23 protein-coding genes and 1 pseudogene are annotated in these 26,375 nt (G+C 54.4%); 7 read left to right on the forward strand and 17 right to left on the reverse strand.

From position 1 onward, the window contains the following. Positions 1-179 precede the first annotated feature (179 nt). The 3 genes from MKX51_RS29080 to MKX51_RS29090 are packed head-to-tail and all read right to left on the reverse strand — an operon-like array spanning position 180 to position 3,716. Positions 180-1,247, reverse strand: coding sequence for a sensor histidine kinase (locus MKX51_RS29080; protein WP_340946491.1), 1,068 nt, complete (start codon positions 1,245-1,247; stop codon positions 180-182). 2 nt (positions 1,248-1,249) lie between these two features. Continuing rightward, entirely contained in the window at positions 1,250-1,921 is a 672-nt protein-coding gene (locus MKX51_RS29085) for a response regulator transcription factor (protein WP_340994767.1), read from the reverse strand. Next, positions 1,851-3,716 carry an ABC transporter ATP-binding protein gene (locus MKX51_RS29090; RefSeq protein ID WP_340994768.1) on the reverse strand — a complete coding sequence of 622 codons (1,866 nt, stop codon included), beginning with the start codon at positions 3,714-3,716 and terminating at the stop codon, positions 1,851-1,853. Before MKX51_RS29090 ends, MKX51_RS29085 begins: the two co-directional genes overlap by 71 nt. Before the next feature lie 240 nt (positions 3,717-3,956). Between MKX51_RS29090 and MKX51_RS29095 the strand changes: the two genes are divergently transcribed. After that, complete coding sequence (locus tag MKX51_RS29095; protein WP_340946488.1) at positions 3,957-5,174, forward strand: MFS transporter; 1,218 nt, start codon at positions 3,957-3,959, stop codon at positions 5,172-5,174. A gap of 172 nt (positions 5,175-5,346) precedes the next feature. On the opposite strand, the gene MKX51_RS29100 is transcribed toward MKX51_RS29095, so the two are convergent. After that, positions 5,347-7,050 (reverse strand): glutamine--tRNA ligase/YqeY domain fusion protein, encoded by a 1,704-nt coding sequence (locus MKX51_RS29100; RefSeq protein WP_076080992.1) that lies wholly within the window; start codon positions 7,048-7,050, stop codon positions 5,347-5,349. A gap of 180 nt (positions 7,051-7,230) precedes the next feature. Between MKX51_RS29100 and MKX51_RS29105 the strand changes: the two genes are divergently transcribed. Both MKX51_RS29105 and MKX51_RS29110 read left to right on the forward strand, forming a co-directional pair. Beyond that, positions 7,231-7,476, forward strand: a complete 246-nt coding sequence (locus MKX51_RS29105) for a DUF2164 domain-containing protein (RefSeq protein WP_340994770.1) — start codon at positions 7,231-7,233, stop codon at positions 7,474-7,476. Between the two features lie 42 nt (positions 7,477-7,518). Next, positions 7,519-8,067: a GNAT family N-acetyltransferase gene (locus tag MKX51_RS29110; protein ID WP_340994772.1), complete on the forward strand. Its 549-nt coding sequence runs from the start codon at positions 7,519-7,521 to the stop codon at positions 8,065-8,067. A gap of 102 nt (positions 8,068-8,169) precedes the next feature. Here MKX51_RS29110 and MKX51_RS29115 read toward each other — a convergent pair whose 3' ends face one another. The 4 genes from MKX51_RS29115 to MKX51_RS29130 form a co-directional block, all read right to left on the reverse strand. Continuing rightward, positions 8,170-8,832 (reverse strand): MOSC domain-containing protein, encoded by a 663-nt coding sequence (locus MKX51_RS29115; RefSeq protein ID WP_340946485.1) that lies wholly within the window; start codon positions 8,830-8,832, stop codon positions 8,170-8,172. Then, positions 8,822-9,346, reverse strand: coding sequence for a GNAT family N-acetyltransferase (locus MKX51_RS29120; RefSeq protein WP_076080889.1), 525 nt, complete (start codon positions 9,344-9,346; stop codon positions 8,822-8,824). The genes MKX51_RS29115 and MKX51_RS29120 overlap by 11 nt, the downstream gene beginning before the upstream one ends. A gap of 60 nt (positions 9,347-9,406) precedes the next feature. Beyond that, a complete protein-coding gene (locus MKX51_RS29125) occupies positions 9,407-10,618 on the reverse strand; it encodes an MFS transporter (RefSeq protein ID WP_076080891.1) in 1,212 nt (403 codons plus the stop codon). 472 nt (positions 10,619-11,090) lie between these two features. Continuing rightward, on the reverse strand, positions 11,091-11,918 hold the full coding sequence (locus MKX51_RS29130; RefSeq protein WP_076080893.1) for a formate/nitrite transporter family protein: 828 nt from the start codon (positions 11,916-11,918) through the stop codon (positions 11,091-11,093). Between the two features lie 421 nt (positions 11,919-12,339). On the opposite strand from MKX51_RS29130, the gene MKX51_RS29135 reads away from it, so the two are divergent. Further along, positions 12,340-13,503 carry a YncE family protein gene (locus MKX51_RS29135; RefSeq protein ID WP_340946481.1) on the forward strand — a complete coding sequence of 388 codons (1,164 nt, stop codon included), beginning with the start codon at positions 12,340-12,342 and terminating at the stop codon, positions 13,501-13,503. A gap of 131 nt (positions 13,504-13,634) precedes the next feature. On the opposite strand, the gene MKX51_RS29140 is transcribed toward MKX51_RS29135, so the two are convergent. Next, complete coding sequence (locus MKX51_RS29140) at positions 13,635-14,999, reverse strand: FAD-dependent oxidoreductase (protein WP_340994773.1); 1,365 nt, start codon at positions 14,997-14,999, stop codon at positions 13,635-13,637. A gap of 271 nt (positions 15,000-15,270) precedes the next feature. On the opposite strand from MKX51_RS29140, the gene MKX51_RS29145 reads away from it, so the two are divergent. Continuing rightward, positions 15,271-15,762: a hypothetical protein gene (locus MKX51_RS29145; protein ID WP_340994774.1), complete on the forward strand. Its 492-nt coding sequence runs from the start codon at positions 15,271-15,273 to the stop codon at positions 15,760-15,762. Between the two features lie 31 nt (positions 15,763-15,793). Here MKX51_RS29145 and MKX51_RS29150 read toward each other — a convergent pair whose 3' ends face one another. After that, positions 15,794-17,428: a formate--tetrahydrofolate ligase gene (locus MKX51_RS29150; protein ID WP_340994775.1), complete on the reverse strand. Its 1,635-nt coding sequence runs from the start codon at positions 17,426-17,428 to the stop codon at positions 15,794-15,796. A gap of 373 nt (positions 17,429-17,801) precedes the next feature. Between MKX51_RS29150 and tnpA the strand changes: the two are divergent. Both tnpA and MKX51_RS29160 read left to right on the forward strand, forming a co-directional pair. Continuing rightward, a pseudogene (tnpA, locus tag MKX51_RS29155) lies at positions 17,802-18,205 on the forward strand (IS200/IS605 family transposase). After that, on the forward strand, positions 18,177-19,265 hold the full coding sequence (locus MKX51_RS29160; RefSeq protein ID WP_340994776.1) for an RNA-guided endonuclease InsQ/TnpB family protein: 1,089 nt from the start codon (positions 18,177-18,179) through the stop codon (positions 19,263-19,265). The pseudogene tnpA and the gene MKX51_RS29160 overlap by 29 nt, the downstream one beginning before the upstream one ends. 124 nt (positions 19,266-19,389) lie before the next feature. On the opposite strand, the gene MKX51_RS29165 is transcribed toward MKX51_RS29160, so the two are convergent. From MKX51_RS29165 to MKX51_RS29195, 7 genes are all read right to left on the reverse strand, one after another. Next, positions 19,390-19,866 carry a glutathione peroxidase gene (locus MKX51_RS29165; RefSeq protein WP_340994777.1) on the reverse strand — a complete coding sequence of 159 codons (477 nt, stop codon included), beginning with the start codon at positions 19,864-19,866 and terminating at the stop codon, positions 19,390-19,392. 84 nt (positions 19,867-19,950) lie between these two features. Continuing rightward, a complete protein-coding gene (locus tag MKX51_RS29170) occupies positions 19,951-20,973 on the reverse strand; it encodes an LLM class flavin-dependent oxidoreductase (RefSeq protein WP_340994778.1) in 1,023 nt (340 codons plus the stop codon). A 36-nt stretch (positions 20,974-21,009) separates the two neighbouring features. Next, positions 21,010-21,612 carry a methyltransferase family protein gene (locus MKX51_RS29175; protein WP_340994779.1) on the reverse strand — a complete coding sequence of 201 codons (603 nt, stop codon included), beginning with the start codon at positions 21,610-21,612 and terminating at the stop codon, positions 21,010-21,012. Positions 21,613-21,866: 254 nt separating this feature from the next. Further along, positions 21,867-22,205 carry a DUF3243 domain-containing protein gene (locus MKX51_RS29180; protein WP_340994780.1) on the reverse strand — a complete coding sequence of 113 codons (339 nt, stop codon included), beginning with the start codon at positions 22,203-22,205 and terminating at the stop codon, positions 21,867-21,869. Positions 22,206-23,069: 864 nt separating this feature from the next. Further along, entirely contained in the window at positions 23,070-23,882 is an 813-nt protein-coding gene (locus tag MKX51_RS29185; RefSeq protein WP_340994781.1) for a M15 family metallopeptidase, read from the reverse strand. A 247-nt stretch (positions 23,883-24,129) separates the two neighbouring features. Then, on the reverse strand, positions 24,130-24,840 hold the full coding sequence (locus MKX51_RS29190) for a hypothetical protein (protein WP_340994782.1): 711 nt from the start codon (positions 24,838-24,840) through the stop codon (positions 24,130-24,132). Then, complete coding sequence (locus MKX51_RS29195) at positions 24,728-26,008, reverse strand: DEAD/DEAH box helicase (protein ID WP_340995752.1); 1,281 nt, start codon at positions 26,006-26,008, stop codon at positions 24,728-24,730. The genes MKX51_RS29190 and MKX51_RS29195 overlap by 113 nt, the downstream gene beginning before the upstream one ends. Between the last annotated feature and the right edge of the window lie 367 nt (positions 26,009-26,375).

Raw genomic sequence — 26,375 nt, forward strand, 5'->3', positions numbered from 1 at the left:
ATCTCAAGCCAATGCGCAAATAGCCCCGAACCCTGACAACATCCTCTGGCTGTCATGGGTTCGGGGCTATGTTGTTCGGGGCCCGGGGGAACCGGAGGACATCGCCTGCGTAATCACTCGCCTGTCCGGTGAACACTGGGGCTTGGTCAGCAATCTGATCATTACCTTTTACCGCAGGCTCATCCGCCCTGCTGCGGCAGCCGCACGATGAACGCCGTCCCCTCTCCGGGGCGGCTTGTTACGTGTACGCTGCCTTCGTGGAGCTCCACGATCTTCTTCACGAGCGGGAGTCCCAGCCCGCTGCCGCTGCCGCTATTGACGCTTCTGGACTTATCCGCCTTATAGAACCGTTCGAATATCCGGGTCAGCTCCTCTTCGGTCATGCCGATCCCGCTGTCCCTGACCTCCACTTCCGCCCACTCCCTCGTATTGCGCATAGTGACAGTGATCCTTCCACCCTGCGGAGTGAATTTGATACTGTTATGCAGCAGGTTGGTCCATACCTGGCTCAGCAGATCCTGCACCGCGGTCACGGTGGTCTCCTGAAGCTCGGCCTCCACCTCAATCTCCTTGCCAAGCCACTGCGGCTCTGCGGCCAGGATCATCGCCTGTACTTGCTTATCCAGCCTATAAGGCTTCCGCTCGAACGGGAAGCTCTCCGCATCCAGCACGGACAGCTTCAGCAGATTGTCGCTCAGGCCGGACAGGCGGCGGCTCTCCGCTTCTATAATATCCAGGTAATGCTTGCGTATCTCCGGACTGAGGTTCTCCTCTTGCAGCGCGGCAGCGAACCCGCGGATCGAGGTCAGCGGCGACTGGATCTCATGGGATACGCTGGCGATGAAGTCCTGCCGCATCAGCTCCATCCGGCTCAGCTCACTCGCCATTTCGTTGATCCCTTCCACAATCCCTCCGAACTGCCGGTACTGGCCGCTGTTCTCCAGTTCAATCTTGAAGTTGCCTTGAGAGATCTGCCGCATGGCTGTAAGGATCGGCCTATAGAAGTTCTGATCCTTGCCGCGTGTAGCAAAGGCAATCATCGCCCCGCAGACGAAAAAGATGATAATCTGCATCGCCATAACAAACAGGTGATACCCGTATTCGGAGAAGGACCAGTGAAAATAATGGACCAGCAGCCTTGAGCCGAAATAGCTTCCGTTCCAGGAGATAAAGAACATGGTCAACATTCCGGCTATAGGTCCAACTATACTGATTTTCTCCCATATCTTCATGACTCTGCGCTTCATGCTTATCCCTCCAGCCGGTAGCCAAGCCCCCGGATCGTACGGATGGAGAATCCGAACTTCTCCTGCGGAAACCGCTCGCGCAGACGGCCTACATGGACATCCAGCGTCCGCTCATTGCCTTCGTAATCGTAGCCCCAGATCTCTTCAATCAGCCGGTCACGGGTCAGCGTCTGCCCCCGGTAACTGGCCAGCTTGAAGAGCAGCTCGAATTCCTTCAGCGGCAGCGTGAACCCGCCATGCTCGGACAGCACCTCATAGGTGACGCGGTTCATCCGCAGACTGCCAACGGTAACACTCTGGGCGGCCGCAATCTGGTAACGCTTCAGCAGGGCCTTGACCCTGGCGATCAGCACCGGCGGCTCGAACGGCTTGACCAGATAGTCGTCTGTACCCAGCTCGAAGCCTTTGACAATCTGCGAGGTCTCCCCTTTGGCCGTCAGCATTAGAATCGGAAAATCATACTGCTTACGCAGCTCCCGGCACAGCTCCCAGCCGTCCATATTCGGCATCATAATATCAATGATCGCCATATCCGCCGCAGTCTCTTCGAGCAGCCGCAAGGCCTCCAGCCCGTCAGAGGCGCTCAGCACCTCGGCCATCCCTTCAGCTCTCAGGAACACTCCCACCAATTCGCGGATATGCGGATCGTCGTCCACCACCAGTATTTTGACCATAATCTGTCGAACCCTCCTCTATCCCTTGGCTCAGAAGCTCAGGTGTGTTCATCTGCAGCTGCTGCTCGGCGAATTCACGGTACAGCTCATGGTCCCTCAGCAGCTCCTCATGCGTGCCCTTGCCGGTAATCCGGCCTTTCTCCATGAAAATAATCTGGTCCGCATTCACCACCGTAGCTAATCTGTGAGCAATCACAATCGTAGTCCGGCCCTGCATCAGATTGCCCAGCGCCTTCTGCACCACGGCCTCCGACTGGCTGTCGAGGCTTGAGGTCGCCTCATCGAGCATGAGGATCTTCGGATCGCGCAGCAGTGCTCTGGCGATGGCAATCCGCTGCCGCTGTCCGCCGGACAGCTTCACCCCGCGTTCACCGACATCCGTGTTGTACCCGTCCGGGAGCTCTTCAATGAAGCCGTCAGCGTAGGCCATGGCCGCCGCCCGCTTCAGCTCCTCCTTGCTGATCTCGCGGTCCAGCCCGTATCCAAGATTCTCTGCAATAGTACCGGCCAGTAGCGGACTTTCCTGTGAGACATAACCGATTCTCTTCCGCCAGGATTTGAGGGAGAACATCGATGCCGGTTTGCCGTCCAGCCGGATGACTCCGCTATGCGGTTCATAGAACCGTTCCAGCAGCGAGAACAGGGTGGTTTTGCCGCCTCCGCTCGGACCGACAATGGCAGTCACCTGCCCCGGCTGCATAGTGAAGCTTACCTTGCTGAGCACCTTCTCGCCCGTCTTGTATCCGAAGCTGAGATCCTCCACTGCGATCGGTCCCTCTGTGCCTTCAGCCTCTTCCACGCCGTCATACACCTCTTCCTCTGCGGCAAGGGTCTCAATAATCCGCTCAGAGGCTCCCTTGGCCTTCTGGAGCTGGGTGAAGAATTGCGTCAGCTGCGTCAGCGGCATAATAATCTGGATCAGATACAGAATGAAGGCGACCAGTTCACCGGCAGTGAGCGCCCCCGAGGATACCAGCATCCCGCCATAGCCGATAATAACTACCAGCAGCATCATGAAGACGAAGGAGATCAGCGGGCTGATCAGGGCGCTGATCTTACCCTCACGAATCCCGAAGCCCAGCAGGTTCATAATCCCTTTCCGCCCGGCTTCATACTCCTTCTGCTCCGCGCCTGAGGATTTCACCAGCCGAATCTCGGACAATACGCCGCTGAGCACAGCGGTGAAGGAGGCCGTCTCGTCCTGCGTGCCTTTAGAGATCTTGTACATCTGCCGTCCCAGCGGCACCAGAATGAGCGCCGACAGCGGGAGCACCGTGAACAGCACCAGCGTCATTTTCCAGTTCAGATAGAACAGCACCAGGACAGAGCCGACAATGGAGATGAGGCCGGTGAACAGACTGGCCAGATGCTCCGAGATCAGTGTCTTGAGAATTCCTGTATCATTAGTCATCCGGCTGACGCTCTCGCCTGTCCGGTTCTCATTGTAATAGGAGACGGGCAGCACCAGGAATTTGCGCCACAGCCTGTCACGAAGCCCGGCCACAACTTTTTGCCCGACGGCATTCAGAAGATAGATCGAGACTCCGCCAGCCACGGTCTGCGCAATGAACGCTCCGGCGATACCGGCAATCTGCAGCTTGCTGACAGAAGCCAGCGAGAAGCCGTCCACCAGATTCTTCGTGAACATGGGAATGACCAGACCGACCAGGGTCGAAATGATGCTGAGGCCAAGGGCCAGCGCCAGCAGCAGATAAGATGGCTTGGTTTCGTGCAGCAGCTTCAGGAACGGCTTCATGGCCGCGCCCTGCTTCTGCGGTGCTTGCTTGTTTGTCATAAGGAATCCCCTTTTCCGGCAGATAGATGGTTGGAGCAGTGGGGCCCCGCTTCCGCCTTAGAACCCAGAATAACTGGCCTATGTAAACTGAAGTTAAACAGATATTTTGCCATTGATTTGTAATTCCCCATAAAAGTTGGTTTGTATCCCTTTTCAACAAATGTTACAGTGATATCAGCGGCATAATAAGGCGGCCACAGCAAGAATGCAAGGCATCCTAGCGGGAAAGGAGTGCAACGTTTGCGGGATCATCTCGATAAGCAGCTGTCTTTCACCTCTCTGAAATGGTTCAACTTCTTCGTATATGGAACGGTTGTCCTCTTCACCAGCTTCTTTCCCTTATATCTGCAGGATGTGGGGATGAATAAGCTGGAGATTGGGAGCCTGATGTCTGTAGGCGCACTGGTCTCCATTATTGCCAACCCCTTCTGGGGCATCTGGAGTGACCGGTATCAGAATATCCGGCGGATTGTCCTCGTCATGCTGACGGGAACGCTGGTCTTGACCCAACTTGTCTTTCAGGCGAATACATATGAAATGATCTACATATCCATTCTGTTCTTCTATTTCTTCCAGGGGCCCTTGTTCGCCCAGAGCAACACGATGATTCTCAGCTATATTGACGGAACCAGCCGCAGCTTTGGCTCTTTCCGGCTATGGGGATCACTAGGCTGGGCTTTCACCGCCATCCTTGCCGGTCCCGTGATTGAATGGGCCGGCATCTCTGTGCTGTCCTATCTGTTTGCGTCCCTGCTCTGTGCGGCGATGATTGCACTGATCACCCTGCCGAAGCTGGACCATTCGATCGGAATCGCCCCCTTGCCCTTTAAAGGCATGAGCCAGATCTTCCATAACCCGTTCTTCCTGTGCTTCATCCTCTTCGGCATCCTGGTCTCGATCCCGAATACGATGAATAACACCTTTGTGTCACTGTACATCACGGAGCTGGGCGGAAGCAAGACCATGATCGGTCTCGCTGTATTCCTGTCCTCCATCCTGGAGATGGGTGTGCTGCTCCTGTGCAATATCGTTCTCCGGCGCAAAATTCCGGTCCTGCTGGCCTCGCTCACGCTGGTCAGCGCGCTGTTCTTCCTGCGGTGGTGGCTGATGGCCGATGCAACGACTCCGCTGCAGGTCGCACTTATTCAGGTGCTGCACTCCATTACCTTCGGCGGCTTCTTCTATGTCGGAACCCAGCTGACCATGCTGCTGGTGCCAAGGCCCTACCGTTCCTCAGGACAGGCTCTCTACACGCTCACCTGGAGCGGAATCTCCGGCATTCTTGGGGGCGTTCTCGGCGGCTGGATGTATCAGACCCTCGGCGCGCAGACGATGTATCAATCCGGTGCGCTTCTTGCCCTGTTCGGGGCGATCGGCTTCGGAATGATGTGGCTCACTGTCATTCGCGGCAGCTACCGCCCTCCGGCCGATCCCGAGGACGAGCTGGCGGAAGACTAGGAATGCGCACAGGTGGAAACGGCTTTGCCGTCCTTTAAAAGGACGGTACCGTTTCAGCGAGAAATAGAAGGATAATTTGTAGCGTAAAACCTATAAATCTTATATTTGGATATAGCAAACAGGCTTGGCCTCCCGGCGGGAGACCAAGCCTGTTTGCTTATATGCAGCTCTTCTAGCCTTTCTTGGGCTGGAAGGAGCTTTTGAGGGATACAATCAGATTGAACACCAGATGCTCCGGCGACGAATACTTGCTGTCTACGTTGAAGTACCCGTGACGGAAGAACTGGAACTTGTCCTGCGCCACACTGTCCTTCAGCCCAGGCTCCACGAAGCCCTGCAGGATCTCGATGGACTTCGGATTCAGCTGATCCAGGAAGGTTGGCTCCGGCTTGTCAGCGGAAGCTTCCAGACCTTCTACTTCAGCATCCGTCTCCGCCTCTTCGGCAGAGATCAGCGGCTCATAGAGGCGGAATTCCGCCGGTACAGCCTGTCCTGCATCTACCCAGTGCAGCGTTCCCTTAACCTTGCGGCCGGTGAAGCCGCTGCCGCTCTTCGTCTCAGGATCGTAGGTACAGTGCAGCTCCACCACTTCGCCGTTCTCGTCCTTGATGAAGTCGTTGCACTTGATGAAATAAGCATTCTTGAGACGCACTTCATTGCCGGGGAACAAGCGGAAATACTTATTCGGCGGAATCTCCATGAAGTCATCGCGTTCAATATAGATCTCACGGGAGAACGGAATCTGGCGGTTGCCCATCTCCGGGTTCTCCACATTGTTCTCAATTTCGAAGTATTCGGTTTCGCCTTCAGGATAATTCGTAATAACCACCTTCAGCGGCCGCAGCACAGACATCGTCCGGGGAACCGTCAGCTTGAGATCTTCACGGATGAAGTGCTCCAGCATCTGCAGGTCCACGAGCCCCTGGCTCTTGGAGATACCAGTCTCATGCACGAAGCTGCGGATGGCCTCCGGCGTATAGCCGCGGCGGCGCAGCCCGGAGATGGTCGGCATGCGGGGATCATCCCAGCCGTCCACATGGCCTTCATCGACCAGCAGCTTCAGCTTGCGCTTGCTCGTAACGGTCTGGGCCAGATTAAGGCGTCCGAATTCATATTGGTGAGGTGCAGCCTCCATGTCACATTCCGCGACAACCCAGTCATAGAACGGGCGCTGGTCCTCGAACTCCAGGGAACAGAGGGAATGGGTGACATGCTCAATGGCATCCTCCAGCGGATGTGCGAAGGTATACATCGGATAAATGCACCATGCGTCGCCCGTATTATGGTGATGGGAGTGGGATATCCGGTAAATGACCGGGTCACGCAGATTGATGTTAGGAGAGGACATGTCAATTTTGGCGCGCAGAACCTTCTCGCCGTCCTTGAATTCTCCCGCCTTCATGCGGTGGAACAGATCCAGGTTCTCTTCTACCCCGCGCTCGCGGTAAGGGCTGTTCTGCCCCGGCTCCGTCAGGGTTCCCCGGAATTCACGGATCTGCTCGGCGCTGAGATCATCGACATAGGCCTTGCCCTTCTTGATCAGCAGCTCGGCCCGCGCATACATCTCCCCGAAATAATCCGAGGCGAACCGCAGCTCCTCCCATTCATACCCGAGCCATTTCACATCCTCCTGGATGGAATTGACGTACTCGGTATCTTCCTTGAGCGGATTCGTATCATCGAATCTCAGATGGGTCTTGCCGCCGAACTCATCCGCCAGCGTGAAGTTAATCCAGATCGCCTTGGCATGTCCGATATGTAAATAACCGTTCGGCTCCGGCGGAAAGCGGGTGACGACTTCCTTAACCTTACCCGAGCGGAGATCTTCGGTAATGACGTTCTTAATGAAATTGGAGGGTGTACCCTGGTTCTCCACATTGATCAACCTTTCATTCTGTAATATAACTACTTCCTTGTATGAACATGTTTCCTACTAATATACCCGTTAAGCCGGGAATGTTCAATAAAAGTTGAGCAGCCCCCGCATCCTTTGACTTCTCTCCCGGCGATGGAGTAGCATGATAAATATAGGAATATTAAGACAAGGGGGATGCTTATGCAACCGGTAAAACTGCCTAAAGAGCAGCGCGATATGATTACGGACAATATCCGTGCCTACTTCGAGGCGGAGCGCGGGGAAACGATCGGCCACCTGGCCGCAGACAATCTGCTGGAGTTCTTCCTGAAGGAGCTGGGACCGGCGATCTATAACGGGGCGCTTAGCGACTGCCGCACACTTACCCTCCAGCGCATGCAGGCTCTGGAGGAAGACATCTACGCCTTGGAGTGGAGGAAGCGTTAGTTCAGCGTGGGTTATATCTCATAACGTATAGGGGGCAGCCGCATGTTTAATTATGTCATAGATGAAGAGCTGAAGCTGAAGCTGCTCATGCCGGAGCATGCCCGTCAGATGTTCGCTCTGGTGGAACGCTCCCGCCACCGGCTCAGGCAGTGGCTGCCTTGGGTGGACGGCGTAACCGAACAGGCCCATCTCACCACGTTCATTAAGAACTCCGTGAAGCAAGGCATTGATAACGGCGGGTTCACCGCCGGGCTGTGGGTCCGGGAGGAATTGGCCGGAATTATCGGCTATCACGAGATTGACTGGCATAACCGCTCGGTCGGCATCGGCTACTGGCTGGGCGAAGGCTATGAGGGACAAGGCTATATGACCAGCGCCTGCCGGGTCTTTGTCGATTACGCCCTGCTGGAGCTGGAGCTCAACCGCATCGAGATTCGCTGCGCTACAGGCAACCTGGCCAGCAGAGCGATCCCCGAACGGCTGGGATTTATCTTCGAAGGGGTCATCCGCCAGGCGGAGAAGCTGCCTGGCGGTTATGTGAACCATGCAGTGTACGGCCTGCTGCGCAGCGAATGGAAGCTGCTGGGCTGAAACTAACTATTTTAGCTGGACTTGTTCCAATTATTTGCGGTTATTTGCTTGAAGGGCTGGGCGGAGTGGCATGTGCACGCGAGGTGGAGAGGGACGAGCGTCCTAGCCCTCCGCCGCATCCAGCCATCTCTGGAACCGCTCCCGGAGGCCGGCCGCAAGGCTCTCCAGTCCGGCCAGCTCCGCAAGGCCCGTATGGTCCTTGCGCCCATGCTCCATCGAGTACAGAACCTGCCTCACCGGGATACGGCCTGCTCCGCCCGCAAGCTTGGTAATCCGGTCCCCGGCCGCAAGGCTGCCTTCACGCAGCACGCGAAGGTAGAAGCCGCTGTAACCGGTGGACAGCACCTGGGCCGGCATATCCGCAGGTCCATGCTTCTGCGTGAGCTTGAAGCACGGGAAGCGCGGCTGGCTCACCTCCAGCAGTGCTGTACCGATCTCAAACACATCCCCGATGCACACCTCAGTCTCCAGCAGTCCGCGCGCCGTGATATTCTCGCCGAAGGCGGAAACCTCCAGCTTACGGCCAAGCCGCTCCTCCCAGTGGGCATAATGCTCCACCGGATAGACGCAGACTGCCTTGTCAGGGCCTCCATGATTGACCAGATCCGCTTGCCCGTCTCCGGTGAACCCACCCACCCGAAGCGCAAGCGGACCGGCTACCGGCAGCTTGTAGATTCCGGTATCCAGCGGCTTACCGCGGTACTCTACCGTCTTCGGCTTGCCTACATTAAGCGAGACGACTTGCATCTTCACTTCACTCTCCATCCCCTTCTCCTCCCGTCAGCCTACAGCTCATGAATACTTCATCCACATAACGTCCGCTTAAGTAGAATTCCTCCCGCAGCCGTCCCTCTTCCTCGAATCCGCATTTGCGGTAGAACTGAAGCGCCGGTGTATTGCAGGAGAGCACACGCAGCCGCAGCTTGCGGATGCCATGCTTCGCAGCATGGCGCTTGATCTCCGCGATCAATCGGCTGCCTACACCCAGCCGCTGAAAGCGCGGGTGCACAGCGATATTCACCTCGCATACATGGCGGTTGCTCTCCATCCCGCTGGGACAGCCGAAGCCGACATAACCGCATAGCTCCCCGTCCTGCAAGGCCACAAGCTGGGAGCCGGGCGGCGCATGCAGCAGATAGTCCTCCCGCGAGCGCCACATCAGCGGACCCGGGGTCGTATTCTCCGTCCAGATCATATTATCGAGCACGATCAGCTCACGGGCATCCTTGATTTCAGAGGGCCGGATAAGCAGTGCAGCATCTCTGTTAATTGGTTGCATTATTATACACCCCTTGCCTTACTAAGCAGTTAGTAAAAATATTAGTTGCAGCATGAACGATTATGCAGTCCTGCGCTCAAGCTGTACAGCGGAACGGTTCATGTAGGCGTGTAGCGCGAAGAATCCTACGGACAGCACAGCCATTCCACAAGCGAGCCAGCCGGTTGGCGCAAGACCGCCCCTGTCGAACTGAACACCCATCAGATAAGGCCCGATGACACGGCCGATTGCGCCAATTCCGCCACTCAGTCCGAGATAGAACGGCGCGCTGCGCTGGGCATGCTCCGAGATGAAGGAAGGCATCGCCGGAGAGATCAGCATCTCCCCAAGGGTAGCCAGCACCATACCCAGCAGCATCCCCGGATAGCTTGGCATAAACAGAATTACAGCATACCCGCCCAGGTAAAAGACGGCGCTTGCTGTCATCTGCGCGGTTGACGTCTGCGCGAACCCGCGCTTGATCAGGCTGACCAGCGGCTGCGCCGCGAAGATCAGCACGCCGTTCAGCGTCCAGAGGAAGCCGTATAGCTGCTTCGACCAGCCTTCCGAGATAATGAACGGCGAGACTCCGCTGTTCCAGATCGAATTGCCGATCAGCAGGAACATCGAGCCCACCGCCATGAACAGATAGATCCGTATATGGCCGAGGAGTCTCCAGCCCGATAATTCATGCTGCGGTTGCTTTTTCGATACTGTGCTATGAGCCGGTGCCGTCCCTACCTTACGCAGATAGACGAAGAAGAATCCGGCAAATACGGCCGAGGTCACCCCGTTGAGCACAAAGCTAAGCATATAATTGCCCAGGAAGCCGCTCAGCGCGGTTCCGAGGGCTACCCCTATATTATTGGCAACATAGATGATATTGAACAGCTCTGCGCGCTGCTCCGCGAACCGGAAACCGATAAAGGCCTGGATCGCCGGGAGGGAGAGGGAGTTGAACAATCCCATCAGACCCATGACGATTATGAATACGCTCCAGCTTCCGCTCGCCCACGGGAGGGCAAACAGCGTCAAGGCATTCATCGCTAATGCGCCGACAATCAGGCGGTTCACTCCTACCTTATGATACAACGAACCGCCCAGCAGCTGACCGGCAATCCCGCCGAGTGACTGCACCAGCAGCACAATTCCCGCGTCCTTCATACTGCGTCCCAGTTCATCGAATACATACATCGTAACCAGCGGCCACATCAGCGCACTGCCGGTAGCATTAATAAGACTGGCAATCAAGAATACTTTAATTTCCTTCGGATAGGCCTGCATGAATCTCATATCTTGTCTGTCATCCCCTGTAACATAGCTGTCATTAATCCATCCAGTATCATCCTAAAACAGGGGGCGGGGCAAGCATACGCGTTAATGCTGTATCGCGGGAAACCAGGGAATTATCCTATTGAAAATCAATCCTGTCTTCACCGCCGCCAGCGATATTAATATTCTATAACCCGCTCTTTCACACGTAAAGAAAAATACCTCGCCCGCACTGATTCGTTCCCCGGAAGCCGGGGTAATGATCCATATGAAACACTCCCTATTTTATTCACCGTGAGATCCGATTTCGTTCCCCCGAATCGGATTGCACGGTGAATTTTGTTTTGTCCGGAGGATGATCCTGCTGTACCCGATACAAAAACACTCCCTGTCTCTGCGAATCCCTTGAAGCAGGGTGCCGAGAAGCAGGAAGTGCTAGGCCGAGCTATGTTACAGTCCGGCGATGTGATTCACCGGGTCAGGTCCGTATTCATTAAGCGTGTTTCTTCAATCCAGCAGCAGGTACGCCTGCGGCTGGGCTCACAGCACCCGGCTCCTTGCGCAGATAAGCCATCCAGTATGCCGCAGCCACGAAGATTGCGCCGCCCGTCAGATTGCCCAGCCAGACCGGAACGAAGTTGGCCACATACTGGCCCCAGGTGAAATGTCCTTCGAAGATCGCAGCAGGGATAAGGAACATGTTAGCTACAACGTGCTGGAAGCCGATGGCTACAAACGCCATGGTCGGGAACCAGATACCGAGGATTTTGCCGCTGAAATTGTCTGCCCCGTACGACAGCCATACCGCCAGCGCTACGAGCCAGTTACAGCCGATCCCGGAGATAAAAGCCTGCAGGAACGTAGCATCGATCTTATGCTCCGCCATACTTACCAGCTTCTCCAGATACACGCCATCTGATGTAAGACCAACGATGTGACCGAAGAAATAAGCGACGAATAAGGCACCCGCCAGGTTGCTGAGTGTGATCAGCACGAGGTTCTTAATGACTTCCCAGAACGAAATCTTCTTCGCAATGAACGCCAGCGGCACCGCCATCATATTCCCTGTCAGCAGTTCCCCTCCGGCAAGCAGCACCAGGATCAGTCCGACCGGGAATACGGCTGCTCCGATAAAGTTGGCAATGGACCCCCACTCGGCAGGCGCACCTGCAATGACACGAATATCCAGCAAAAATCCGAGCGCGATAAACGCTCCTCCCAAGAAACCAAGAATGAGTACAGTGCTGAGCGGATTATGTGCCTTCTTCACTCCGTTCTCTACCGTGACTTCAGCGATTCCCTGCGGTTTGTTATAAGCCATGATTCCTATCCCCTTCTAATTACTTAAAATTTGTTCCTTTATGCCATTGTAACGTGATCCCAATCACATTTACGTGATAAAAGTCACTATCATAAAAACCACGTGAAAGTTTTCACTGACATGTCAAATTTACCATAAAAGCTGGTGCTGCGGTACAAAGAGAAAACGGATGTCTCCCCTAAAGAGGCAGTTCTTTCCTATGGGCTTTCCTCGTGGGATTCTATTATTCTTCGTTATTTCCGCCCTTTTTGACAATCTGGCAGGACATTATGCTAGTCGGGCTGGAGAATTCATACATACCCTACAGCAGACTTCCAAATGCGGCATCCGTATTCCATCTGGTGCGCCTGCCCATCTGGCCAGCCGGTCCTCCGGGTCCGGGAAGTCCATCCGGTTCAACACCAGGAAAGGGGATTAATCCATGAATTTAAACAAGGCAGAAGCAAGCAACAGGAAATTACCCTCACGCGATCCTTATGTCTACGTGACTTATGAAATTGACTATCAACATGGCTATGTCGCTGTTATTGATCCTGCAGAAGATCGGATCATCAAGCGGATTCAGGTAGGTGCTAACCCTGGCGCTATGGCTATGGACCCCGACGAGAAGAAGCTATTCGTAGCGAATACCCGCATCGGTTCACTCTCCATTATTGATACGAGATCCCATAGCATTCTCAATACGGTTCCCGTGGGCAATATGAGCTCCAATCCTGCCCGTCCCGTTGCAGTCTTGGTTGCTTCGAATGGCAAGAAAGCCTATGTGGCGAATTATGGAGATAAGAACGTTACGATTATTGATTCTCCTACGAATACGGTTTTGAAAAATGTGGATGTCGGTCCAGGCCGGCCTTTCGCCTTGGCGAGCAATGAGAATAGCTCCTATATGTATGTAGCCTGTAAGGTTGCCGATGGAAGAGATTATGTCGCCGCCATATCCATTGAGGATGACAGCGTTCATCCATACGGGTCCCAATTTCAGCTCACCTTTGACACGGCACACAATCCACTGGTCGTCCACCCGGAGGGGTATTCGCTAATCGCTCTTGGAAAGACCGGTATGCTCTGTTTTTATGACGGTGATGTACAAGGCGAGCCTACGACCTCAAGTTTGCTGGATAACACGGTATCCGGCGTCTACCTGGACAACAAATTATTGTTTTGCACCACGGAAAACGATAGAGGCTATCTGAAACTATTTAATGACCTGTACGCTGATTGGATGGGAACCATATATGGCAATGCCCTTCCAGATGTCACCAGTTATAAAGGCCAGGATAAAATCCGGCTTTCGCGTAGGCAAGTGTATATTGGGGTCACAATTCAACCAACTTCTTTACCGACGGGAGGTCTGCAAATCTTCAACACTACACGCGCCCAGACCCGGTTCGTTCCGCTTACTTCTGTCGGCGATCTGGCATTCTTCTCCGACACTAAGGCTTATGTGGGAGAATCAAGAGCGATTCGCCCGATTGATCTGACAACCGCAAACGCAACGGCCCTGCCTGCTATTGAGATTGGACCCACAGACAGCAATCCTATCGCCGTCAAGAATATAATCTCCGGGTATCGCAATCAATCGTAATCGACACGTATCGTTAAAGTTGAGCTGCCTCAACAAGTCGAAGTTGACTTGAGAGGCAGCTCTCCTTGTCTATTGCCGCATCAAAAAAAGAGCCCTGAATGGGCTCCGGCAGAACATTTTATATTTTACAATTATGCGTGTACTGGCTCTTTGACTGCAGCAAGTTTCGGCAGAGCCTGGAGGCCTGCGGTGTTCAGGAAGTTCCAAGGCTTGTTGTAATGCGGCTGGAAGAAGAAGTCGATGAAGCCAAGCTGGTCTACAGTCATCTTATTCTGGATGCAGACCGATACGGTATTGATCGACTGCGTCAGATCCATCTTGGACATAATCTGCGCGCCCAGAATGCGGCGGGTGGCACGGTCAAAGACCACTTTTACCTGAACCTGCTCAAAGGTTGGCATGAACTCCGGACGGTAGTTGTCGATCAGCATGACACTTTCCGCATCCATCCCTTCAGCCTTGGCAGCCTCTTCAGTCAGTCCGGTTCCGGCAATATTGTCCTCGTAGATCTTGATACCCGACGTTCCTTGCGTACCCATGTAAGGGATCGTGTTCGAGACCAGATTGCGGGCAACCAGCGTTCCCATACGCACTGCGTTGGTGGCCAGCGGGATATACGCGTGTTTACCCGTCGGATTGTAATGAATCGCACAGCTGTCACCGGCAGCATAGACATCCGGCAGGCTGGTCTGCATATAATCGTTAACCATAATCGCGCCGTTCGGCAGCATATCCACTTGACCCTTCAGCAACTCGGTATTCGGACGGAAGCCGATGCAGAGAATCACCAGATCGGTCTCATGTTCACCCTTGCTCGTAATCACCTTGGTCACTCTTCCGTTCTCACCAGTGAAGGAGGCGACCTTCTCGCCCAGCGCCAGCTTAATGCCGTGATCCTCAAGCGACTGCTGGATCGGTGCGGTGAACTCTTCATCGAGATATTTGCTCAGGATGCGGTCTTCCCCATCAATCAGCGTAACTTCCTTGCCATTCATCTGAAAAGCCTCCACCAGCTCGACCCCGATATATCCGGCACCGACCACAGTAATTCTTTTCACCTTCTGCGCTTCTTCGATAATGGTGTTGGAGTGATTGTAGTTCTTCGAGAGCAGGATGCCCTCCATCTCTATTCCTTCAAGCTTAGGCACAATCGGCCATGAGCCTGTTGTCATAATCAATTTGTCATAAGTATCTTCCATTTCCTCGCCGGTCACGAGGTTGCGGGCTTTCAAGGTTTTGCGGGCGGTATCAATGTTGATTACCTCATGGCGCATCTTCGTCTGCACACCCAGCGCAGCCAGCTGTTCCGGGGAGGAATAGAATAGTCCCTGCGGGTCCTTGACCACACCGCCAACGTATAAGGCAATGCCGCAAGACAGGAATGAGATATTATCGTTGCGCTCGTACACCGTAATCTGGGCATCCGGGTATAACTGTGCGGTATTTACAATGGCGGCCGTTCCAGCGTGGGTACATCCAATAACTGCTACTTTCATGATTTCTTCCTCCTCCAAGTTGAAAAGCTTATTTAGTAGGGCTTGTGAGCTCGTGACTTTGTTTATAAAACTATTCGTTTGTGATTGTTTTCACTTTATACACTGATTATATTGTGATATTTATCACATTGCAAGAGTTATTGTGATTTTTCTCACATTGTTCACAATTTCAAATTTTAATCACTTTGGAGTTTCACCACATCACCCACTCCACTTGTGCCGCCGATTCCCTCTTCAACCTTGGCTTAGTTTCCCCCGGAGGAGGGGCATTATGTCTGCCAGGAGCAGGAAACAGCAGGAGAAAATTTGGCCTACGCGACGTGCCCGGTCCCATTGTGATCGGTTTTTCGATTACATTTGGCTTATGCGGCGCACCCATGGTCCAATTGTGATCGGTTTTTCGATTACATTTGGCCTACGCGGCGTTCCCGGTCCCATTGTGATCGGTTTTTCGATTACATTTGGCCTACGCGGCGCTCCCGGTCCAATTGTGATCGGTTTTTCGATTACATTTGGCCTACGCGGCGCGCCCGGTCCAATTGTGATCGGTTTTTCGATTACATTTGGCCTACGCGGCGCACCCGGTCCAATTGTGATCGGTTTTTCGATTACATTCGGCTTACGTGGCGCACCCGGTCCAATTGTGATCGTTCTGTTTTTAGGCGCGCTGCTCATTTTCATGCTGGGGTTGTGCCTTGAAAGACATGTTTGTTTTGGCATACAAAATAGCCTCACCCTCCGCAGCATATCTGCGGTAAAGTGAGGCCAAACTACAACCATTAGCTGATGCTGTCTTATTCCAGACCCGAGATTACGCCATCCTCATCGACCAGCAGGCCTTCTGCTGCGGGCTTGGCGGGGAGACCCGGCATCGTGACCATGTTCCCCGTAATCACTACAGCGAATCCCGCCCCGAGGGACAGGGTGATGTCCCGGACGCCCATAGTGAAGCCTTCCGGTGCGCCGAGCAGCCGGGGCTGATCCGAGAAGGAATACGGGGTTTTGGCCATGCAGACTTGAAGATGGTGCAGACCCAGCCGGTCAATGACAGCAAGACTGCGCTTGGCTGCCGGAGAGAAGGCTACTCCCGCGCCACGGTAGATCTCCGTGACGATGCGGTTGATTTTGGACGGGATATCCAGTTGGTCTTCATACAGCGGCGCATAATTCACAGGCTCTTCCCGTTCCAACAGCTTCATCAGCTCCTTCGCCAGCACCTGTCCGCCCGCGCTTCCCTCCGCCCATACCTTGGATACTGCAGCAGGTACACCCAGCCGCCCGCAGGCTTCCAGCACCTCATTTACTTCAGCAGGAGCATCCCCTTCAAAATGATTCAGCGCCACCAGCACAGGCACACCGAACTTGCGCAGGTTCTCAATATGCCGCACCATATTGGACAATCCGGAGAGCAGCGCCGGACGGTTGCCCTCATACAGCTCCTCCTTGCGGACGCCGCCGTTGTATTTCAGCGACTTCACCGTCACCACCAGGACAGCAGCCGCAGGAGCCAGCCCGGCCTGGCGGCATTTGATGTCCATGAACTTCTCCGCGCCCAGATCTGCGCCGAAGCCTGCCTCCGTCACCACCACATCGCCTAGCTTCAGCGCGTAGCGGGTTCCTATCACACTGCTGCAGCCGTGGGCAATATTGGCGAACGGGCCGCCATGCACAATGACCGGGGTTCCTTCCAGCGTCTGCACCAGATTCGGCTTCACCGCCTCCTTCAGCAGCGCAGTCATCGCCTCCACGGCTCCAATCGCCTGTGCCGTTACAGGCTGGCCCGCATGGTCATACCCGACCAGAATGCGGCTGAGGCGCTGCTTCAGATCCGCAAGATCGCTGCACAGGCAGAGCACAGCCATAATCTCGGAGGCTGTTGTAATCTGGAAGCCGCTCTCCCGCACAGTTCCGTTGCCGTCGCCAATGCCGGTCACGATATTCCGCAGGCTGCGGTCATTCATATCCATAACCCTTTTCCAGACGATCCGCTGCGGATCAAGCCCCAGACTGTTGCCCTGGAACATATGATTGTCGATCATCGCCGAGAGCAGGTTATGCGCTGCGCTCACCGCATGGATATCCCCTGTGAAATGCAGGTTAATCTCATCTGCCGGAACGATCTGCGCCTTGCCGCCTCCGGTCGCTCCGCCCTTCATTCCCAGACAGGGACCGAGCGAAGGTTCACGCAGCGCTGCTACCGTGCGTACACCCGCTGCATTCATCGCTTGGGCGAGCCCGATGGTCGTCAGCGTCTTGCCCTCACCTGCCGGTGTAGGATTCATCGCGGTCACCAGAACCAGCTTGCCGTCCGGTTTGTGCTTCAGCTCTGTCCAGAGCGAGGGCGACAGCTTGCTTTTGTATTTGCCGTACAGTTCCAGATGCTCCTCCTTGATCCCCGCTGCCGATGCTACCTCTGTAATTAACCTCATGCCGTTATGTAACCCTCCTGCCGTTATTATCCTGCATCCTTGCTTCCTGTATGCGATTCATGTAGTCAGGCGAAGCATTTCTCTTCAAAGAATACAGGGTCTCTGAAAAGATTCAAGGATAATTTTCATACATTATAGAAAACTCCCGGACCGGGCGCATCTGCACCACTATCCGGGAGAACACGTATAGCCTGGCTCCAGCCTTCAGAGCGGATGATTTCGACTTCATTAAAGAAGTTGGTCGAGAAAGCCCACTCCTTTAGGGGTGGGTTGAATCTTCTTTAATCAAGGAACATCCTTATGTTGTAAAAATTGTACTAAATGAGCGCGTGTTCTTGTAGTAGTTAAATTGTTTAAATGCTACAATTTAGGTATGAGACAATCCTACAGAAATACCAAAACAACCGTATCATTCATTAACTATCATTTTGTTTTTTTGCCCTAGATACAGACGTAAAGTGCTAGTCGATCAAGTGGTGATTCAGTTTAAGCAAATCGTTATAGAGATATGTGCCGAACAGGATTGGCAGCTACTCGCAATGGAAGTAAGCCTGATCATGTGTATATTTTTCTAAACGTACTGCCCACCGATTCTCCCGCAGAACTTATGGCGAAACTGAAAAGAATCACTTCACTTCCCGGTGCCTCCGTGAACAATTTAAGCACTTGAACCACTTGCCTTCCCTCTGGACTCGTTCCTACTTGGTCAGTACCGCAGGGAACGTTTCAAGCAAAACGATCAAACAATATGTTGAAGAACAAAAAAAGAGGGGGTGAAACCCTGCAAACCGTAACGATTCAAATCCGCATTTTTCCAACCCATCCGTCTGTATTGGTGGATATGGGCAACGAATACATTCGAACCGTCAACGAATTAACGGAGCAAGCCGAACGGTCTGGAACGTTTCCCAAAATAACTTCAAAAACCATTCATGCCAATCTACCCTCTGCCGTAAAGAATCAAGTGATTCGAGACGCCAAAAGCCTATTTCAGCGGTTTAAGAAAACGAAGAAGCGACCTCTTCTCCAAAAGAGATTGTATTACGTTAACAATCAAAATTATACGATTTGGGGCAACCACATTTCTTTTCCAGTGATGCTGGAAAGAAAAGTACAACGTCTGGTGGTTCCTGTGCTTCTTTCGGATCGGGAGCGTGACATGCTTTCGAATGGGAAACTTGGACTTCTGCGAGTGGTTCAAAAATCAGCGAAATGGTTTGTTCAAATTTCAATCGAACGCCCCACTGAGCCAGCCGATGGTCATGAAGTGATGGGGATTGATTTAGGCTTGAAAGTACCTGCTGTTGTCGTAACCTCTAGCGGAAAGACCAAATTTTGTGGAAATGGACGTCAAAACAAGTTTGTTCGCCGTAAGTACCATAGCTATCGCCGCAAATTAGGAAAGCTTAAAAAGCTATCAGCGATCCGCAAACAGAACGACAAGGAAAGTCGTTTTATGAAAGATCAGAATCACAAAATTAGCCGCCAGATCGTAAATATGGCGATTCAAGAAAGGGTATCTGTCATCAAGCTAGAGAAGCTGAAGAATATCCGTAAGACGACAAGAACAAGTCGTAAAAACGCTAAAAATCTGCATCATTGGTCGTTCTATCAGTTGCAAATGTTCATTGGATATAAGGCGGCACTCGCTGGAATCCAAGTGGTTGAAGTGAATCCGGCATACACCTCGCAAACCTGTCCCTCTTGTGGAGAGCGGAACAAAGCAAAGGATCGAACGTATCAGTGCGACTGCGGGTATACAGCACATCGAGATCGGGTCGGTGCCATCAACATCATGCGTCAACCTGTGGCAGATGGTAACAGTCTGCCAGCCTAGATAGCTATACGCTCTGATCTAGGATGGGCGAATGAACTCGCCCTTAACTTAGCAGTAGGGCAAAGCGGAAACGTATGCGCCCGCTAACTAGCTAAGAATCCCGCCCTTTTAAGGGTGTGGAAGTTCAAAGCATGGATTCGATAAGTCCCTTCATGCTCTCCGGTGATTCCTTAGGCTCGACACGGGCCACTACATTGCCGCTGCGGTCCACCAGGAACTTCGTGAAGTTCCACTGGATATCACTGCTCTCGCCGTCACCCGGCTGCTGGCCCTTCAAATATTGAAACAGCAGGCTCGCCTCCGGACCATTCACATCGACCTTGGCGAACACCGGGAACGTAACCCCATAGTTAATCTGGCAAAAGGACTCCGCTTCCTCGCTTGTGCCCGGCTCCTGACCGGCGAACTGGTTGCATGGAAAGCCCAGCACCACCAGCCCCTGGTCCCCGTACTGCTCGTACAGCTTCTGCAAATCTCCGTATTGCGGGGTCAGTCCGCACTTGCTGGCCGTATTGGCGATCAGCAGTACCTTGCCCTCATAGTCCTTGAACGGCACTTCTGTACCCGAAGGCGTCACTCCTGCAAAACTATAAATCGACATCTCTGCTTCGCTTCCTTTCGGCTATATAATTAACCTCTTCATTCTACCCTATTCGCAGCCAAAACCAAATTCCGGCGGCAAAGGCTACGCCCTGCGCTGCAGCCCGCAGGCTTCGGCGATGAGCCTGATGGATTGCAGCTTGTCCTTGAACTCATGGATATGCGAAGAAATCATCAGCTCCCCGCAGCGGTATTCGTCCGCCAGCAGCTGAAGCTGCTCCCTGACTTCAGCAGGCGAGCCTATGACCATCCGCTTCCGGTTATCCGTAATGGTGAAACGGTCGTAAGGGGTATATGTATAGTTCAGTGCAGTCTCTACGGACGGGGTCGGGGAAGAGAGGTTTTCCCGCTCCAGGCTAACCAGTGAGAGATCCATACTGGCAGCCAGCCGGTCTGCTTCGGCCGATGTCTCTGCACAGACGGCGAACACCGCAAGCAGCGGCTTCGGCGATGCAGCAGCCACGGATGGCGCGAAGCTGTCCTGGTACTCATGCACCGCGTCCGCTCCCCCATTCCCGGCAATGAACCGGGCGAAGGCATACCCGGTACCCAGCCGGGCCGAGAACACCGCACTCTCCCGGCTTGAGCCCAGCAGCCAGACTTCCGGCGCTGAGTCCACTGCAGGCGTTGCCCTTAATCCGGCATAACGCTGCGGGGCTGCTCCGCCCTCAAATTCATAGAGATAGGCTATCAGCTCCTGAATCTGCTGCTCGTACCGGTCAACGTCGTCAATAGTCACACGGGTATCCTGTAGTGCTTTGGCGGCCAGGGCACCGCCGCCTGCCGCTCTCCCTATCCCGAGATCGATCCGCCCGGGATAGAGCGCCTCCAGGACGCGAAAATTCTCAGCGACCTTGAACGCACTGTAATGCGGGAGCAGCACCGCTCCCGAGCCGATGCGGATCGCTGAGGTTACCGCAGCGAGATGCGCCATCAGCACTTCCGGGCTGGAGCTGGCGAGGCCCGGCGCAGCATGATGCTCCGCAACCCAGAAGCGGTGATAACCGAGCCGCTCTGCTTCGCGGGCCAGCAGCGCCGTCTGCCGGAGCGCTTCGGCCGGAATGCTTCCCTCCGGCACCGGGGATTGATCGAGAATGCTTAATTTCATATGAGAGCAGCTCCAATGGGTTGGATTTTCGCGGCTTCAGAGATATCTTGGCGTCTTACGGCTATAGGACCTGTATTCGTCACCGAACACCAGACGCAGATGCTCCTCCTCCTGCAGAATCAGCAGATGAATAGCCACAATATTTAACACTAGAATCACCAGCGTCAGCCAGTTCGGATACATCAGATATAACCCGGCGAACATCAGGTCGAAGCCGACAAAAGCGGCGTTCCGGCTGTACTTGTACACTCCGCGCGTCACCAGCCTGGTCGTGGTGGACTTATCAATCCCGACTCTCCAGGAAGTATTCATTGTCGCCATGGCCAGGATGAACACTGCACACCCTATACTAACTATACCCGCACCGATGTAATTCACAACCGGAAGATTATAATGCCGACCAAGCAAATTCACCAAATACGGCTCCGCTACAGACATCAGGAACCAGGCCGCGCCCCACAGGAACGTAGCGATTTTGACAAACCATTCCGTTGATTTAATGGCGGTGAGCTTCTTGCCGCCTTTGCCCAGCACATTGGCCTGGATATTGTTCTTGCTGTAGAGAATTATAAGCTTCAACACATAAGAGGCAAGGAACGCACAGAATACGATCAGGGATAGGAGATTGAGGGTGGTCATTGGGCACTGCTCCTTTGTCGGATGGGTGGGTGAATGAATAGATGAATGGTTAGATACCAATACATATGAATATTTGATCATATATTAAAATGATTATATCCTCCACACCGCCGATGTGTCAAAGGGTACTTGCACAGGAAACAGGCGGCTCCGCAAGGATCACGGAACCGCCTGATTGATTTTCATAGGACGGAATGCAACAATGCTGTTCATGTTATTTTTTCAGGGAGCCATGTTGCTTGTGCTACATCTGTTTACTGTTGCACCATCTTCACCAGCATATGCGCCAGCCGGTGGCGCTCCTCCTTGTTGCCGGCCTTCCACAATTCCAGCAGCAGCTTCTCTTCACTATTGCGGGGCTCCTCATACGCTGCCAGATATCCGGCGATTTTCTCGGCGGCCAGTGCCAGCTGTTCGTCGCTGAGACCGATTTTTTGCGCCAGTTGAATGCGCTTTCCTAAATACACCTTGAAATTCTCGAAGTTGTCCAGAATCATCTCCTTCTGCCCGGGGTCAATCCGGTCCAGCGCCTCCGTTACGCGGTTCATGGTCACACTGCCGTCCTTACTCACCACATGATTATGTTCAGACATCAAGAAACGCCTCCCATTTCATAGTGTGCGGTTTCCCACTACTTAACCAGCGTTCCCGGGGGTGAACCACCGTTCCCGAACGAGTCTCCGCCCGCTTCAGCAGCATGTAAGTGGATAAACGTATCTTATTTTCCCGGTTTCAGAGGATTGGCAGGAAGCAAGTGGAAAAAGAGCAGCTAGTTGGTGGCGTTTGGGTACTTTTGCTGAATATTGATTAATTAAGTGCTCATTATCCAACTGCTGCCGGTGGATGATTCAATTGCGCCGCAGCAGTTGGATGGAATCCACTTATTTCCTGTGACGCGCATCATCAGGACATATTACCCAACATTAGCACACCTTGTAGCATTAGAGTGTACATTACCCGGCATTAGCGCACCTTGTAGCATTAGAGTGTATATTACCCGGCATTAGCGCACCTAGTAGCATCAGAGTGTATACATTACTCATCCTAGCATGCTTCTCTGTAGCTTCAGATTTGCAACCGCTTACTATAGCGCCCATTTAGAGTCACAACACACTTCATTGTGGAGATCCAGCGCTTAATTGCAGTCTGTACAACTAAATCGCCGGACGTGCCTCCAAATCTATGTTTAGCTGTATTTCGTGCAATTAAACTACCTCTATACCTGAATTTTCGCCCATCCGGGCAAGTTTAGTTGTACAGACTACAGTTAGGAGGAAAAAGCCTTCCGTTTCAGCGTTTTTAGTTGCACGGAATACACTTATCCCTGTTTTTTCGCTACGAACGCAGCTTCAAATCTTGCCGCATTTATGGAAGGGCAGATACTGGTGACGAGCTACTCCCGCCCAGACACACAAACGGCCCCGCAAATCGCGGGACCGCCTAATTATAGTGTGGGGTTAATTCGACACCGGGACGGCGTCATAATATTCTTCGAGTGTGATCCCTCTTTCGGCGATGGAAGCGGCAATCTCCTTGCCTACATACCGGACATGCCAAGGCTCGTACTTGTACCCGGTAATGGCCTCCTTGCCCTCAAGGAACCGGATAATATAGCCGTATTCAGCGGCATGGGCGGCAAGCCACTCTGCTTCCTTCGTCCCTGCAAAACAGCTCTCGGCCGCACACTTGCCGTCTCTGCCGGACAGGTCAATGGCCAGTCCCGTCTGATGCTCGCTGTGACCGGGCATCGCGCTGTAGGTCTGGGCTTTCTCCTCGCCGTCTCTGGCGACATAGTTATCGTACAGCCGTCTCTGGGTCGATTCGGAACGGTAGCCGGATACACCGGCCAGATAGACCCCGTCCTCCTTCGCCCCCGCGAACATCTCCTCCAGCGCGGCAGCTGCTTCACGCCGCAGCATGCGCTTCTCAATCTTTTCCGAGAAAATAAAAGGGACATCCGGGTAGACCAGATCAGAAGGCTTATACTGATCAGGCAGGCTGTACTGCTTATTAACCATAACCGTGATGCTCTCCGGCTCGGCTACCACCATCTGCGCATCATTGTTCCCGGAGCTTCCAGGAGCCGGCTGATCCGTAGGCACTGGCGAAGCTTCTGGCGCTGCATCCGGCCCCTCGGCTCCCAGATCTGCACCTGTGTTTATATTGGTTCCATTCTCCGGGGAAGCGGAAGGGGACGTATACTTCCCGATTCCCCAGCCGACCGCAATGACGAAGATGAGTATAATGACAATTTTGGCGGTTTTGGACATGCTGTGTAATCCTCCTAAACGTTGTGTACCCTCGCACTTCTGAATCCGGCAGAATCCGCAGGATCAAAAGCGCAGGTTACTTTCTATATCTCTCTATTTATATTTGTACCCGAATGTTACGGCAGTATCTATATAGACAGGCCTAATATCCAAAAGGTTTCAGTAAATAAATATTACCATAGAGTCAGTTGGCTGTGACGCCAACGGCCCTATGGTAACAAGGATTAGCTATGCATGTAAAGCACCTTTATCTGGAGGAGCCGCGTCCGCCGCGTGAACCGCCGCCGGAGCCGCCGCTGCGCCCGCCGCGCGATGAATTCCCGCCGCTGCTGCGTCCGCCTGAGCTGAAGCCGCCTTTGCCGCCCTTAGAGCCGCCGCGTGAGCCGCCTTTGGGAGCGGAGGCGTTATAGCCGCCCGCATCGTTGCTGCGCGCTACATGCGCCCGGAATTTCGGGCTCGACTTCGCGCCGCCGGGATTATACCCGGCCCCGGAGCCGGCACCTTTCGAAGCGCCGTAGCTGAAGCCCCCGGCTTCTGCGCCCCGGGATACGTTGGTGCTGTAGCCGCTGCTCGGCCCGCCCTGGGCGGCGTTGCCTCTGGCGGCCCCGCCCCGCGCAGCGCCGCCCTTGCCGCCGCGCCCGGCTGCGGCACCCGCACCTACACCCGCAGCATAGCTGCTGGCTGGTGCGCTGTCGCCGCCGCTGGCGAAGGCACCGTAGCCGCCGCCAGGTCTCGGCTTCTTCGCCGCGCCTTGCCCGGCGGAGTCGCCCTTCGGCGCCGCAGCCGCGCTGTACGCGCTGCGCTTGCCGCCTCCGGCCGCGTCCTTCCGGCTGCGGCCGCCGCCTTCAGCAGGCGCGCCCCAGCCGCCTGCGTCTCTGCCGCCGCGTCCGCGCCCGCCCGGACGCCCAGCGGCTTCGCCGCGCGGCGCACCGCCGCTGCGGCCCTGCCCGGCCGCCACGGCCGGCGCGCGCCGCTTCAGGCGCCGCGCTCTGCCGCCCGCGCGGCGAGCCGCCGCCTTGCACCGAGGTGAATTCGCCTACGCCGAATTCATCCTTCTCGTACCGGCGGCGGTCCAGCCGCTGGGAGATGCCGTGCTCGATCAGTTCGAGCCCGGCGCGCTCACGCGGCGAAGCGAACGTGATCGCGAGGCCCTTGCCTCCGGCGCGGCCGGTGCGGCCGATCCGGTGAATATAGCTGTCCGCATCCAGCGGAAGATCATAGTTGAAGATATGGGTGACCCCTTCAACATCCAGACCCCGTGCCGCCACATCCGTAGCCACCAGCAATTGGAGCTTGGCGTCACGGAACCGCTTCATGACGGCTTCACGCTTGCCCTGCGACAGATCGCCGTGCAGCTCGTCACAGTCATACCCGGCCGCCTGCAGCGCCTCGTTCAGCTTGATAGCCCGGCGCTTCGTCCGGCAGAAGATGATCGCCAGGTATGGACGGTCGCGCTCGATCAGGGAGATCAGCGCCTCCTCCTTGTTGCGGTCTGAGCATTCCACCACCTGCTGGCGGATATTGTCCAGAGGAATCGGCGAGCCGCTCTTGATAATGACATCCAGCGGCTCCTTCATATAGTTCGCTGCCAGCCGTTTGATCGGGTCCGGCATCGTCGCGGAGAACAGCATCGTCTGGCGGCGGTAAGGCACAGCCGTAATGATCGTCTCCACATCCTCCAGGAAGCCCATATGCAGCATCTGGTCCGCTTCATCCAGCACCAGCATCTTCACGCCGCTAAGGTCCAGGGTCTCCCGGCGGAGGTGATCCAGCAGCCGTCCCGGCGTACCGATGATCAGATGTCTGCCGCCTTCCAGCTTACGAAGCTGCTTCTCCACATCCTGACCGCCGTAGACCGCCAGAATCTTCACGCCCGTATGACGGGCCAGCTTGCGTGCCTCTTCGGTAATCTGCAGCGCCAGCTCACGCGTCGGAGCCAGAATCAGCGCCTGCGGATAAGCGGCCTCAACCCGGATCTTGTCCATAATCGGCAGCAGAAAAGCCAGCGTCTTCCCCGTTCCCGTCTTCGCACGTGCGATCACATCCAGACCCTGCACCAGCGGCGGAATCGCCTCTTCCTGCACCGGCGTCGGCTTCACGATGCCCTGCCCCTTGAGCAGATCCATCAGCACTTCAGATACTCCTAAATCTTTAAAACCCGGCAATTGCTCCACCTCACTAATTTTCTGAATTTTCAGTTCATCATGTCAGTCCATAACTTATATTCATCCATGTAACGGAGTAATGTACGCAAGGTAAGCAGAGGGCATATCACCCTCAGGCCCTGTATAAGGACGGTACCGTTTCACATTCTTATCGTATCAAATAAAAGCGGAAGCACCCCGTCACCGGAGCCCTTCCGTCCCATAGGCCCGCAAGGCAGCGGTCGAACGTTCGGTTATACGGCGCAGCAGCGATCCACCGGACGTTCAGACGGCACTCCATTTGCGTTCCATTACACTTTAATTGTGGCAAGTTATCTTAATATTGTAC

The organism is Paenibacillus sp. FSL M7-0420 (assembly GCF_038002345.1).
Lineage (GTDB): Bacteria > Bacillota > Bacilli > Paenibacillales > Paenibacillaceae > Paenibacillus_AQ.

Coding starts and splice junctions, on each gene's coding strand:
- MKX51_RS29110 (WP_340994772.1), top strand. CDS start 7,519: ATGTTTAATTATGTCATAGATGAAGAGCTGAAGCTGAAGCTGCTCATG.
- MKX51_RS29165 (WP_340994777.1), bottom strand. CDS start 19,866: ATGTCGATTTATAGTTTTGCAGGAGTGACGCCTTCGGGTACAGAAGTG.
- MKX51_RS29150 (WP_340994775.1), bottom strand. CDS start 17,428: ATGAGGTTAATTACAGAGGTAGCATCGGCAGCGGGGATCAAGGAGGAG.
- MKX51_RS29140 (WP_340994773.1), bottom strand. CDS start 14,999: ATGAAAGTAGCAGTTATTGGATGTACCCACGCTGGAACGGCCGCCATT.
- MKX51_RS29115 (WP_340946485.1), bottom strand. CDS start 8,832: ATGGAGAGTGAAGTGAAGATGCAAGTCGTCTCGCTTAATGTAGGCAAG.
- MKX51_RS29105 (WP_340994770.1), top strand. CDS start 7,231: ATGCAACCGGTAAAACTGCCTAAAGAGCAGCGCGATATGATTACGGAC.
- MKX51_RS29080 (WP_340946491.1), bottom strand. CDS start 1,247: ATGAAGCGCAGAGTCATGAAGATATGGGAGAAAATCAGTATAGTTGGA.
- MKX51_RS29195 (WP_340995752.1), bottom strand. CDS start 26,008: ATGGATCTGCTCAAGGGGCAGGGCATCGTGAAGCCGACGCCGGTGCAG.
- MKX51_RS29135 (WP_340946481.1), top strand. CDS start 12,340: ATGAATTTAAACAAGGCAGAAGCAAGCAACAGGAAATTACCCTCACGC.
- MKX51_RS29160 (WP_340994776.1), top strand. CDS start 18,177: ATGTTGAAGAACAAAAAAAGAGGGGGTGAAACCCTGCAAACCGTAACG.
- MKX51_RS29125 (WP_076080891.1), bottom strand. CDS start 10,618: ATGAGATTCATGCAGGCCTATCCGAAGGAAATTAAAGTATTCTTGATT.
- MKX51_RS29170 (WP_340994778.1), bottom strand. CDS start 20,973: ATGAAATTAAGCATTCTCGATCAATCCCCGGTGCCGGAGGGAAGCATT.
- MKX51_RS29175 (WP_340994779.1), bottom strand. CDS start 21,612: ATGACCACCCTCAATCTCCTATCCCTGATCGTATTCTGTGCGTTCCTT.
- MKX51_RS29120 (WP_076080889.1), bottom strand. CDS start 9,346: ATGCAACCAATTAACAGAGATGCTGCACTGCTTATCCGGCCCTCTGAA.
- MKX51_RS29090 (WP_340994768.1), bottom strand. CDS start 3,716: ATGACAAACAAGCAAGCACCGCAGAAGCAGGGCGCGGCCATGAAGCCG.
- MKX51_RS29145 (WP_340994774.1), top strand. CDS start 15,271: ATGTCTGCCAGGAGCAGGAAACAGCAGGAGAAAATTTGGCCTACGCGA.
- MKX51_RS29180 (WP_340994780.1), bottom strand. CDS start 22,205: ATGTCTGAACATAATCATGTGGTGAGTAAGGACGGCAGTGTGACCATG.
- MKX51_RS29085 (WP_340994767.1), bottom strand. CDS start 1,921: ATGGTCAAAATACTGGTGGTGGACGACGATCCGCATATCCGCGAATTG.
- MKX51_RS29130 (WP_076080893.1), bottom strand. CDS start 11,918: ATGGCTTATAACAAACCGCAGGGAATCGCTGAAGTCACGGTAGAGAAC.
- MKX51_RS29185 (WP_340994781.1), bottom strand. CDS start 23,882: ATGTCCAAAACCGCCAAAATTGTCATTATACTCATCTTCGTCATTGCG.